Annotated in this window: 10 protein-coding genes; 5 read left to right on the top strand and 5 right to left on the bottom strand. The window is 31.3% G+C overall.

The window, feature by feature from the left end; all coding sequences use genetic code 11:
- Window positions 1–8: 8 nt before the first annotated feature.
- The 3 genes from ACMHJW_RS04780 to gyrB all read left to right on the top strand — a co-directional run bounded on the left by ACMHJW_RS04780 (window position 9) and on the right by gyrB (window position 3,217).
- Window positions 9–455, top strand: coding sequence for a GAF domain-containing protein (locus tag ACMHJW_RS04780; RefSeq protein WP_413532285.1), 447 nt, complete (start codon window positions 9–11; stop codon window positions 453–455).
- 6 nt (window positions 456–461) lie between these two features.
- Complete coding sequence (rsmG, locus tag ACMHJW_RS04785; RefSeq protein WP_413532579.1) at window positions 462–1,088, top strand: 16S rRNA (guanine(527)-N(7))-methyltransferase RsmG; 627 nt, start codon at window positions 462–464, stop codon at window positions 1,086–1,088.
- Between the two features lie 185 nt (window positions 1,089–1,273).
- On the top strand, window positions 1,274–3,217 hold the full coding sequence (gyrB, locus tag ACMHJW_RS04790; RefSeq protein WP_413532286.1) for a DNA topoisomerase (ATP-hydrolyzing) subunit B: 1,944 nt from the start codon (window positions 1,274–1,276) through the stop codon (window positions 3,215–3,217).
- Between the two features lie 82 nt (window positions 3,218–3,299).
- Here gyrB and ACMHJW_RS04795 read toward each other — a convergent pair whose 3' ends face one another.
- The 4 genes from ACMHJW_RS04795 to ACMHJW_RS04810 all read right to left on the bottom strand — a co-directional run bounded on the left by ACMHJW_RS04795 (window position 3,300) and on the right by ACMHJW_RS04810 (window position 8,842).
- Window positions 3,300–5,576 carry a cation:proton antiporter gene (locus ACMHJW_RS04795; protein ID WP_413532287.1) on the bottom strand — a complete coding sequence of 759 codons (2,277 nt, stop codon included), beginning with the start codon at window positions 5,574–5,576 and terminating at the stop codon, window positions 3,300–3,302.
- 99 nt (window positions 5,577–5,675) lie between these two features.
- Complete coding sequence (locus ACMHJW_RS04800; protein WP_413532288.1) at window positions 5,676–6,398, bottom strand: LytR/AlgR family response regulator transcription factor; 723 nt, start codon at window positions 6,396–6,398, stop codon at window positions 5,676–5,678.
- Complete coding sequence (locus ACMHJW_RS04805; protein ID WP_413532289.1) at window positions 6,367–7,125, bottom strand: sensor histidine kinase; 759 nt, start codon at window positions 7,123–7,125, stop codon at window positions 6,367–6,369. The genes ACMHJW_RS04800 and ACMHJW_RS04805 overlap by 32 nt, the downstream gene beginning before the upstream one ends.
- 94 nt (window positions 7,126–7,219) lie before the next feature.
- Window positions 7,220–8,842, bottom strand: a complete 1,623-nt coding sequence (locus tag ACMHJW_RS04810) for an ABC-F family ATP-binding cassette domain-containing protein (RefSeq protein WP_413532290.1) — start codon at window positions 8,840–8,842, stop codon at window positions 7,220–7,222.
- Window positions 8,843–8,908: 66 nt separating this feature from the next.
- Between ACMHJW_RS04810 and smpB the strand changes: the two genes are divergently transcribed.
- Together smpB and ACMHJW_RS04820 are read left to right on the top strand one after the other, a co-directional pair.
- Window positions 8,909–9,361 carry an SsrA-binding protein SmpB gene (smpB, locus tag ACMHJW_RS04815; protein ID WP_413532291.1) on the top strand — a complete coding sequence of 151 codons (453 nt, stop codon included), beginning with the start codon at window positions 8,909–8,911 and terminating at the stop codon, window positions 9,359–9,361.
- Window positions 9,362–9,427: 66 nt separating this feature from the next.
- Window positions 9,428–10,924, top strand: coding sequence for an OmpA family protein (locus ACMHJW_RS04820; protein ID WP_413532292.1), 1,497 nt, complete (start codon window positions 9,428–9,430; stop codon window positions 10,922–10,924).
- A 72-nt stretch (window positions 10,925–10,996) separates the two neighbouring features.
- On the opposite strand, the gene ACMHJW_RS04825 is transcribed toward ACMHJW_RS04820, so the two are convergent.
- Window positions 10,997–12,628 (bottom strand): ABC1 kinase family protein, encoded by a 1,632-nt coding sequence (locus ACMHJW_RS04825; RefSeq protein WP_413532293.1) that lies wholly within the window; start codon window positions 12,626–12,628, stop codon window positions 10,997–10,999.
- Between the last annotated feature and the right edge of the window lie 98 nt (window positions 12,629–12,726).

Consider the following 12,726-nt stretch of genomic DNA (forward strand, 5'->3'; position numbering starts at 1 on the left):
GATACAAAATGCAAAATTTACATAAACGCGTGGATGTCATAATTGATAGCGCAATTTCTACGGAAGATAGATTACAAAAAATTTGTCAGTTGTTGAGCGATGAAGTGGAATACTACAATTGGGTAGGATTTTATTTCAAAAATGGAGATAAAAATGAGCTAAAACTTGGTCCTTATGTTGGTGCAGCAACAGATCATACAATCATTCCTTATGGTAAAGGAATTTGTGGACAAGTGGCAGAATCTAATGAAACTTTTGTTGTGCCAGATGTTTATGCACAAGATAATTATTTGGCGTGTTCAATCGAAACGAAAGCTGAAATTGTTGTTCCAATTTTCAAAAATGGAGAAAATATTGGTCAAATTGATATCGATTCGCACAAAATTAATCCGTTTACAGAAGACGATACAAAGTTGTTAGATTACGTTTGTCAGCGAGTTTCAGAAATTATTTAAGCAATGATTGATTTAATTTTAAAATATTTTCCTGATTTAACGGAAAAACAAATCGAACAATTTTCGAAAGTTGGTGATTTGTACAAAGAATGGAATGATCAAATCAATGTTGTTTCTCGAAAAGATATTGACGAAATTTATACAAATCATATTTTACATTCATTAGCGATTGCAAAAGTAATGGAGTTTACAGATGGTTCTTCCGTTTTAGATGTTGGAACTGGAGGAGGTTTACCAGGAATTCCGTTAGCAATTTTATTTCCAAATGTTCAGTTTCATTTAGTAGATTCTATCGGAAAAAAAATAAAAGTTGTAAAAGGAGTTGCAGATGGTTTAGGTTTGACAAATGTAAAAGCTGAACAAAAGCGTGCTGAAGAGCTAACGGATAAATACGATTTTGTCGTTTCTCGTGCGGTAACAGCAATGCCAAGATTTGCAGAATGGATTCGTGGAAAATTTAAAAAAGAATCGATTAATCCTTTTCCAAACGGTTTATTATATCTAAAAGGAGGCGATTTGACAGAAGAATTAGCTGGTTTTCCAAATGCTGTTTTATTTGATATTCAAAACTTTTTTGACGAAGATTTCTTCGAAACAAAAAAAGTCGTTTATTTAGAAAAGAAAGATATTTAATTTATATAAATAATAGATTTAAAAAACCGAAATCAATTTGATTTCGGTTTTTTATTTTAACAATTATTGAAAACAAATATAAACAATGTTAAACGTTATTTTATCCAATACTTTAAGTTCTTTTTAAGAGGTTTTTTCATCAAAATTCACTATATTTGTTTGTTTAAAAAAGTTAGAAACATATTATGAGTAATAACACATATACGGCGGATAATATCCAAGCGTTAGAAGGAATGGAGCACGTACGTCTTCGTCCATCGATGTATATTGGTGACGTCGGAGTTAGAGGATTACACCACTTAGTTTACGAGGTTGTTGATAACTCTATTGATGAAGCTTTAGCAGGATACTGTGATACAATCAAAGTAACAATTCTAGAAGGAAACTCGATTCGTGTAGAAGATAACGGACGTGGTATTCCTGTCGATTTGCATAAAAAAGAAGGAAAATCTGCATTAGAAGTTGTAATGACTAAAATTGGTGCAGGAGGTAAGTTTGATAAAGATACATACAAAGTTTCTGGAGGTTTGCACGGTGTTGGAGTTTCATGTGTTAATGCACTTTCTAACCATTTAACGGCAGAAGTATTCAAAAATGGAAAACACTACATTCAAGAATATTCTAAAGGAAAACCTTTGTATGATGTAAAAGAAGTTGGTCCAACTGAAAAAAATGGAACAACAGTTACTTTTACACCAGATGATACAATATTCCAAGAAATAAGAGAATATAACTATTCTACTTTAGCAAACCGTTTACGCGAATTAGCGTTCTTAAACAAAGGAATCGTTATTGTATTAGTTGACGAACGTGTAAAAGATGCTGATGGAAATCCTTTAACGGAAACTTTCCATTCAGAAGAAGGATTGAAAGAATTTGTTGAGTTTGTAGATGGCAGCCGCGAATCTATTATGGATAAAGTTATCTTCATGGAGGGTGAACGTGATGGAATTCCAGTAGAGGTTGCAATGCGATACAATACTTCTTATACTGAAAATGTACATTCATATGTAAATAATATCAATACACACGAAGGTGGAACACACTTATCTGGTTTCCGCCGTGCGTTGACACGTACATTAAAAAAATATGCTGAAGAAAACTTTAATCTTGCAAAAGAAAAAGTTGAAATCGTAGGAGATGACTTCCGTGAAGGATTAACAGCTGTAATTTCGGTAAAAGTAATGGAGCCTCAATTTGAAGGTCAAACAAAAACGAAATTAGGGAACTCTGAAGTTTCGCCAGCAGTTGATAAAATCGTTGCAGAAATGTTAACGAACTTCTTAGAAGAAAATCCAACGGAAGCAAAACAAATAGTTGATAAAGTAATTTTAGCAGCAAAAGCTCGTCAGGCAGCGAAAAAAGCTCGTGAAATGGTACAGCGCAAGAATCCAATGGGAGGAAGCGGATTACCAGGTAAATTAGCCGATTGTTCTTCTCGTAACCCTGAAGAATCTGAGTTATTCTTAGTCGAGGGAGATTCTGCCGGAGGTACAGCTAAGCAAGGTCGTGATCGTCATTTTCAAGCAATTTTGCCATTACGTGGTAAGATTTTGAATGTCGAGAAAGCGATGGCACATAAAGTTTTGGATAATGAAGAGATTAAAAATATTTATACAGCTTTAGGTGTAACAATTGGTACAGAAGAAGATTCAAAAGCATTAAATTTAGCAAAATTACGTTACCATAAAGTTGTAATTATGACCGATGCCGATGTCGATGGTTCTCATATCTCGACATTAATTTTGACATTCTTCTTCCGTTACATGAAAGAATTAATTGAACAAGGACATATTTACATTGCGACTCCACCTTTATATTTAATTAAAAAAGGAGCAAAGGCAGAATATGCTTGGGACGAGAAAGATCGCGAACGTTTAACAGCAGAATTCTCAACTGATGGTTCTGGTAAAGGTGTTACAATTCAACGATACAAAGGTCTTGGGGAAATGAATGCTGAGCAATTATGGGATACAACTCTTAACCCAGAACATAGAACTTTACGTAAAGTAACGATTGACAATGCAACAGAAGCAGATCGTGTGTTCTCTATGTTGATGGGAGATGATGTACCGCCTCGTCGTGAGTTTATCGAGAAAAATGCACATTATGCAAAAATTGATGTTTAATCGATTTTGAATATAATATAACAAAAAAAATCCAGCTTTTAAGCTGGATTTTTTTGTTGAATTAAGATAAAATTGGAGAAAATTATTCTGAAATAATTAAAGTTGTTGGAACATTCGAAATCCAAATACTTTTTGTTTCGATAAGATTTTTCCAACTTTCCATACTAATCATCATCAAATCCATTTCATCCAAAAACTCTTTATTCAATTGTTGCTTGTATGAAAGACTAATATGATTTGGTGCAATATTTTCGATGCTTCGAATAATCTCTTTTACTTCTGAATGGCGTTTTGTGTAACCACTCACATCAACAATAATAATTTGAGATTTACTGTTCGAAATTAATCGTTGCGCATATTTTAATAAATCAGCATCTTTATTTCCAAAAAGAGGAAGAAATACTTTTTCGGCTTTTGTAAAATTTTTGTCTAAAACGACACCAACAGGAATAGTCGATTTATTTAATAACTGTTTTGTACGTTCATTAAAAATGGAATGATTAAACATATTTTCTTTACCTGTAACTTGACCAATCAAAATATCAGGATCAATAATTTTTGTAGTAAAACCTAATATATTTCCCAATAAAGAACCTGAATAAATTGAATTACGAACGCCCATTAACATTAAATCATAATCTCCTTTTTGGGCAATATCAACAGTATCATGAACCATGTCGGTAGAGATTTTGAACATTGTGGTAACATCTTGATGCAATTCCTCTGAAACTTCTGTAATAGGTTCAAAAATTTCAGTTTCCCTTTCTTCAATATTAAAATGTTGAACTTCGCTACTTTTCATGATATGAATTGCTGTAACAAGTGAATTTTCCTCTTGATTTTTAACAAAACTATTTGCTACACGCAATAATTCTGCTCCTTTTTCTGGCGTTTGAAAATCAATTAAGATTTTATATTTCTGACTTTGACTAATTTCAGTTAGTTCATTTTCTGTCTTTTGTTTTCGGAAAATCCAATTGATTAAATCTAAAGCTGGACCTGTCATAAAAGTCGTTACCAAAGCCATTATTACCATCATAGCAAAAATTTCTGGTGTTAGAACTCCTAAATCATAACCAATATTTAGTACAACTAATTCCATCAATCCCCGCGTATTCATTAATGCTCCAATCGTTAGGCTATCTTTCCAGTTTTGTCCAACAAATTTGGCGGCTATTGCACTTCCAACAAATTTTCCTGTTACTGCAACCAAAATAATAATACCTGCTGTTTGCCATAAATGAGCGCTATCCAATAAACCTATTTGCGTTCTTAAACCAGTAAAAACAAAAAATAATGGAAGTAATAAAACCAATGCAACATCTTCAATTTTTTCAATGAATAAATTTCTGAATTTGATATTGTCAGGCATAATAGTTCCTGCTAAGAAAGCGCCAAATAATGCATGAATTCCAATGATTTCACTTAAATAGGAAGAGATTATTAAAACTAAGAAAAAAATTCCGACAATAGGTTTTGTAAGTGTTGTTTTACTAGAATGTACATCTGCAATTCTTTTCAAGAAAGGACGAACAAAGCGAACCATTGCAATAACATAAATAATTGCAAGTAGAATGATATAAATAGAGCTTACAAACGAACCTGCTTTTACGATTGCAATTACTGCAGCCAATAAACACCAAGCTGTAATATCATCAGCAGCGGCGCAAGTTATAACAATAGAGCCTAAACGAGTTTTACTAATTCCGCGTTCTTGTACAATTCTTGCCAAAACAGGAAATGCAGTAATACTCATCGAAATTCCTATAAATAGAGCAAATGAAAGAAAGTTTATGCCTTCTGGAGCAAACTCCATATAGATTAACCCAGCTAAAGCTAAACCAAGAGTAAATGGAATAATAATACTCGCATGACTAATTACAATGGCATCTTGTGCATTTTTTTTCAAAACTTTCAAATCCAATTCCATTCCGATAACATACATAAAGAGAATTAAACCAATTTGACTAATAAACTCTAAGTTTCCTAAAGATTCTTTTGGAAAAAGATTTCCAAAGAATTCCGGAAAATGCATCCCTATAAATGAAGGTCCAAGAAAAACACCAGCAACGATTTCACCAATAACAGTAGGTTGTCCAATTTTATTAAAAATCCATCCAAATACTCTCGCAGTAAAAATAATTGTTACAATTTGGGCTAATAAAATAGCAAGAGGATGACCGATATTATGTGTGATACTAGAAATAAAATCATTGAAATAATTGTTTTCATTAGCTGCATGTACAACATGTTTAGCTCCTTCTAATTCTTCTGCTTTAATCACAATAAAATACATCATTAAGGAACAAAGCAGGATTGTTACGATGTAAAAAATTGAGTTTCTTGTCGATTTTTTCATGGCGTTAATTTTCAACAAAAGTCAGAAATTAATTTCTAGAAAAATGACTTGTTTTTATCAAGAAAGGATAAAATGTAATGAAATGGTTTTTTTTTGTAATCAAATTGAAATTTTGTTGATGAAATTAGCTTTGTACACTTCGCTTAAAACCAAATTAATTTCTTTGTTCTGTTTTGATAAAATATCTAAAGTAATATTATCAGAATGAAAATATTTTATGTGATGAAAATTTATGATTTCACGTTTGTTGATGCGAACAAAATCTTTTTCAGGCAATAATTCGGATAATGTATCTAAAGTAATATTTTTCAAAATAAGGAAAGATAAATCTTCATAGTAAACAATTTTGTCGCGGCTTTCAACAGTCGAAGTTGTGATGTATAAAATTTGATTGAAATGCAATAAAATTTTTCCTTTATCTGAGTTTAGCTGCACAAAATTATTTTGGATTGGATTACTATTTTGTACTCTTTTTTTTACTTTATCTATTGCTTGTTGTAAACGTTCCTTTTTTATAGGTTTTTGAATATAATCTGTTGCATCTAATTCAAAAGCATCAATGGCATATTCTTTATAAGCTGTCGAAAAAATAAAAGGTTTTTCCTTAAGTAAATTGGCAATTTGTAAACCATTAATTTTTGGCATTTCGATGTCTAAAATACAAAAATCAAAATCTAAATTTTCAATATCGTTGATGAACAATTCAGGATCAACATAAGCTTTTACAACTTCGATACCTTCAATCTGTTCACACAATATTTTTAGATATTTTAATCCAAGAATTTCGTCGTCAATTAGTATGCATCTTAGTGTAGAACTCATGTAGATTTATTTTTAAGTTAGCAATAAAAATATCTTGTTCAACAGTTTTTGAAAGTGAAAAATCGTTTCCATAAACCATTTTTAATCGATGTTCTAAGGATTGACTTCCATGACCGCCAGTATCTTTTTTCAAGCTGTTTTTAGGAGAGATTTTATTCATTACCTGAATTTGGAATGACTTATTATTCAGTTCGATTATAATTTTTATAAAGGAATTGGTTTGTTGAAAATCAGTATGTTTAAAAGCATTTTCTATAAAGTCGATATTAATTAAAGGTAAGATAATTTTTTCTTGATAATAGGGCGAATTTTGATCGATTTTTGTTTTGACTTGAAAATCAAATAAAGGAGAAACTTTTACTTTATTGATTTCAATAAAGTTTTTTGTAAAGTCAATTTCATCTTTTATTGTGACAAAATTATCCTTGCTTTCGTATAAAATATAGTCCAAAACATTTGCTAATTTATCAATCGTATAATAAGTTTGATAAGCATTTGATTGAATAGAATTTAAGATGTTTTTAAAAAGATGAGGATTAAGTTTTGCTTCATAAGATTCAAGTTTTAATTCGTCTACTTTGGTTGATAAGTTGTCTAAACGTTTTGATTGATCTTGATTTATTTTTTTCTCAGATTTTAATGAATGAATTAAATAAGAAATCATGATGATTAGAAAAATAATCAATGCAAGAATGAGATAAAGTAATATCGATGGAATTTGAATCATTTCTAAAAAGCTAATTCAAAGATAAACTATTTTGAGTACAAAAAAATCCAGAAAGTAGAACCTTCTGGATTTTTGAAATATTATGAAAGAATTATTAAGCGTAATATTTAGCTTTTAATTCTTTTACTTTTGGATCATCTAAGAATTCATCATACGTCATATAACGATCGATAATTCCTTTTGGTGTTAACTCGATAATACGGTTACAAGTTGTTTGAATCAATTCGTGGTCATGAGACCCCATTAAAATTGTTCCTTTGAAGTTTACTAAAGAGTTGTTTAATGCTGTAATAGATTCTAAGTCTAAGTGACCTGTTGGTTCGTCTAATAATAATACGTTTGCACGTAATAACATCATACGAGAGAACATACAACGCATTTTTTCACCTCCTGATAATACAGAAGATTTTTTCAGTGCTTCGTCACCAGAGAATAACATTTTTCCTAAGAAACCACGCATAAATTCTTCATGACGTTCTTCATCAGAATCTGTATATTGACGTAACCAATCAACTAAGTTGATGTCTTCTTTAAAGAAGTCTGTATTGTCTAATGGTAAATAAGCTTGTGTTGTTGTAATTCCCCAAGTAAAATCCCCAGAATCTGGTTGAGCTTTTCCTGAAAGAATCTCAAAAAATTGAGAAACAGCTTTTGAGTTACGTGAGAAAACACCAATTTTATCACCTTTTTTCAAATTGATGTTCGCATCTTTAAATAAAACTTCTCCATCTACAGAAGCAGATAAATTGTTTACTTCTAAGATCTGATCACCAGCTTCACGTGATTGCTCCCAAATAAGAGCTGGATATCGACGAGAAGAAGGTTTGATATCTTCGATGTTTAATTTCTCGATCATTTTTTTACGAGAAGTTGTTTGTTTAGCTTTAGCAACGTTAGAAGAGAAACGAGCAATGAAATCTTGTAATTCCTTTTTCTTTTCCTCAGCTTTTTTGTTTTGTTGCGCACGTTGTTTTGCAGCTAATTGAGAAGATTCGTACCAAAAAGTATAGTTACCAGAATATAAGTTTAATTTAGAGAAATCTAAATCACAGATATGTGTACAAACAGCATCTAAGAAGTGACGGTCGTGAGATACAACAATTACTGTGTTTTCGAAATTTCCTAAGAAATCCTCTAACCATTGAATTGTATTAACGTCTAACTCATTGGTAGGCTCATCTAAAATTAATACATCAGGATTTCCAAATAAAGCTTGCGCAATCAAAATACGAACTTTAGCTTTATTATCTAAATCTCCCATTAATGTATAATGCATATCTGAATCAATTCCTACATTAGATAATAATGTAGCTGCATCAGATTCTGCATTCCAGCCGTTCATTTCTTCATAAACAACACCTAATTCTCCTGCTTTGATACCATCTTCTTCAGAAAAATCTGGTTTTGCATATAAAGCGTCCATGCGCTCTTTAATATCGTATAGAACTTTATTTCCACGTAATACAGTATCTAATACTGTGTATTCGTCATATTTAAAGTGATTCTGTTCTAAGACAGACATACGTTTTCCTTTTTCAAGACTTACTTGCCCTGAAGTTGGATCAATTTCACCTGATAATATTTTTAAGAAAGTAGATTTTCCTGCTCCATTAGCACCAATTATCCCGTAACAGTTGCCATTTGTAAATTTTATATTAACTTCGTCGAAAAGTACACGCTTGCCGAATTGAAGCGATAAATTAGAAACATTTAACATAATTTTTGGTATGATGTTTGTTTAACCTTCCGGCAAAGTTACAAATTTTAATTGGAATAAAATAAAGTGCAAAAAGAAGTTACGATTAAGAATAAACGTGCAAGGTTCGAGTATGAATTATTAGATTCTTACGAAGCCGGCATCCAATTGTTTGGAACTGAAATAAAATCTATCCGAATGGGAAAAGCCTCAATTACTGAAAGCTTTTGCCAAATGAAAGATGGAGAACTCTATATCATTAACATGTTTATAGATGAGTATGATTGGGGAACATACTTTAATCATAAAACAAGACGAGACAGAAAACTTTTATTACATAAATCTGAGTTAAGAAAATTAGAACGTAAAACTAAAGAAACTGGATTAACGATTGTGGCAACCACACTATTTATAAACAATAAAGGCTTGGCTAAATTGAAGATTTATTTGGCAAAAGGAAAGAAACTTTTTGACAAAAGAAATACAATAAAAGGAAAAGATTTGAAAAGAGATTTGGATAGAATGATAAAGAATTCTTAAATTTGTCTTATAATTGTATAAAAATTAATTAAAATTTAATATATTTAAAACGCTAAATATTTGATAATGAAAAAGTTTAATCTATTATTATCTGCAGTAGTATTATTCCTAGCGGGTAATTCTTTTGTAGATGCTCAAAATTCTAAGAATCCTTGGGCAATTACAGTTGGTGCTCACGCGGTTGATCACAACTCAATTACTGGTCCATTCAACCAGTATTTCAAAACAGATAACTGGGATATTGTTCCTCCTTTATCTAAATTATCTATTATCCGTAACTTAAACAGATCTTTTGATGTTGATTTAACTGCTTCTGTAGGTGAAGTTGATAACAACAGATTACGTATTAAAGATGAATTATTCATCAATGCAGGTTTAGGTTTACGCTATAAATTAGCTAATGGATATATCTTCAATGAAGATTCTTGGTTTGACCCATACATCCGCGTAGGAGCTGGATACCACAGATATGATTACACAGGATTACAATTTCCTTTAACTGCATATTATGGTAACGAAAATGGAGGTACTTATCAATTAACTGAAGCTGAAGATTTAGAGAAAAACCATTTTGTAGCTTCTTTAGGAGCTGGATTTAACCTTTGGTTTACTAAAAACTTCGGTTTAAACGTTGCTTCTGATTATAACTGGTTACCAGCTTACGGAGGAAATAACTATTTTGATTTCTTTCAACACACTGTAGGTGTTACTTTCCGTTTTGGAAAACAAGATAGAGATAATGACGGAATTCCAGATGACGAAGATGCATGTCCAGATACTCCAGGTATCGCAACAGGTGATCCTGCAACAAATGGATGTCCAGATACAGACGGAGATGGTGTATTCGATAAAGATGACGCTTGTCCAACAGAATTTGGTTTAGCAGAATTCCAAGGTTGTCCTGATACAGATGGTGATGGTGTTCCAGATAAAGATGATGCTTGTCCAACAGTTGCTGGTCCAGTTGAAAATAATGGATGTCCTTGGCCAGATACAGATGGTGACGGAATCTTAGATAAAGATGATGAGTGTCCAACAGAATTCGGTTTAGCTGAATTTAATGGATGTCCAGATACAGACGGAGATGGTATTCCAGATAAAGACGATGCTTGTCCAACTGTTAAAGGACCAAAAGAAAATAACGGATGTCCATGGACAGAAGTTCACGTAGCAAAACGTTTATCTAACATTTTATTCGAATACAACTCTGATAAAATTGTTCCTTCTTCTTACGAAGATGTGCGTGTAGCAGCTCAAATTTTAAATTCTGATGATTTAAAAGCGAAAAGCTTCTACATCGATGGACACGCTGACCAAAGAGGTAAAGATGCTTACAACAAAGCATTATCTTTAAAACGTGCTCAAGCATTAGTTAACGTTTTAGTTGAAAGAGGTGGAGTAGATAGATCTCGTTTAACTGCTCGTGGATTAGGAAAAGCTCAACTATTATGTACTGAAAACACAGAAGAGTGTTACCAAAGAAACAGACGTGTTGAGGTTTTACCAAAAAATGCAACAGTTATTGAAACTAAAGTTGTAAAACCAGCTTCAAAAAAGAAATAATATTTCTTTAAATAGCTTACAATAAAAATAGCCACCTCATTGAGGTGGCTATTTTGTTTTTACTAATTGTTATTATTTTTTTCTAAATACCAAAATGATAATACAAACTCCAGTAAAAATGGATAATAAATAGCCAATCCATGAAAGTAATGGCATATCTAAAATCATTGGACGTACAGTTGTGTTTGCTAACATACTTGCTCCAATTCCAAAAGCCAAAGTAAGGATTGCTAAGACGAGTTTATTAATACTATCTTTTATTAATTTCTGAATATTTTCAATATCATGAATCTTGAAGTTCAGTGCTAATTTATCATTATTAATCTTTTCGATTAATTTCAAAGTGTCTTCTGGTAAATCATTGACTAAATCTTGAATATCTTTAAAATTTTCAAGAGCCTTTTTACTTAAATATTTAGGAGAAAATTTTTGTCGAGCTAATTTCACAGCATAAGGTCGCATCGAACGTTGTATATTAAGATCAGCGTGCAATTGTTGCCCAATACCTTCTATAAGTGCAATTCCTCTTAATAAAATGTATACATATTCAGGCAATAAAACATGATTTCGTTGCAGAATATTGTTGAATTTTTGAATGATTATTTGTACTTCTATTGTATCAACAGTATTATATTCCAAGTAATCAAAAATGTCAGCAATGTCACGTTCTAATTGCTTTTCATTTTCAATATAATGCTTAATCGCCATTTTTTTGAGCGAACGAACTATTCGTTTCGGATTTTTTAATCCAAAATCAATGACAACATTTTCTAATGCTTCTTTTTCATTGATAGCTAAAATTCCCATCGAACCAAAATCTATAAAACAAATTCGTCCATCTCTTAAAATAAAAATATTTCCTGGATGTGGATCTGCATGAAAAAAACCGTCATCAAGTAATTGTTTCAGATAAATATCAAACCCTTTTTGAACAATTTTTTTGGGATCAAGTCCTAAAGCTTTTAACTGTTCAACATCATTTACTTTGTAACCTTGGATAAATTCCATACAAAGAAAATTATTGTTTGAATAATCTTCATATGTTTTCGGAACATAAACATCTTTGCTGTTCTCGAAATTTTTTCTGAAACGTTCGATGTTTTGAAATTCATTGGTTAAAGAAAGTTCTTTTAAAATTGAGTTTTCAAATGATTTTTCGATTTCAGAAATAAATAATTTTTGAAGTTTTTTGTATTTTTTTTCTAAAAAATGAATGATATCTCGAATCAAAGCTAAATCAGATTCAATTATTTTCTGAATATTTGGTCGTTTTACTTTAAAAACAACTTCTTCTCCGTTCAGTAAAGTTGCTCGATAGACTTGCGAAATACTTGCAGCAGCAAAAGGTTCTTCTTCTATATAAAGAAAATGTTCGTCGGGTTCAATTCCAAATTCATCTCTAATTTTTTGTCTGATATCAATTTCTTCTGGAGGAACATTGTCTTGCAATTTTTTTAATTCCTCAACCAAAGATTCAGGAACTAAATCTTTTCGATTACTTAGTAATTGACCAAATTTTATATAGGTTGGCCCAAGTTCTTCCAATGCCATACGAAAGCGTTTGTTGAAAGAAGGGCTGAAGAATTCACTGTTGTTCTCTGAATGAAAGAAATCATTTCCACGAGAAAGAATTTCTTCGAAACCATATTTTGAGACGACTTTTACGATTTTCGAAAATCGTTTTATTTTCTTTAAACTATCCATAAAATTTAAATTCGAATACAAGTTACGAATAAACAAGAGTGTAATTCGTTTATAAAATCTTAAATTTCTTTGAGTTGAATCTAAAATTATTCCAAATA

It is taken from the genome of Empedobacter brevis, assembly GCF_965118635.1.
In the GTDB taxonomy this organism is placed as follows: domain Bacteria; phylum Bacteroidota; class Bacteroidia; order Flavobacteriales; family Weeksellaceae; genus Empedobacter; species Empedobacter brevis_A.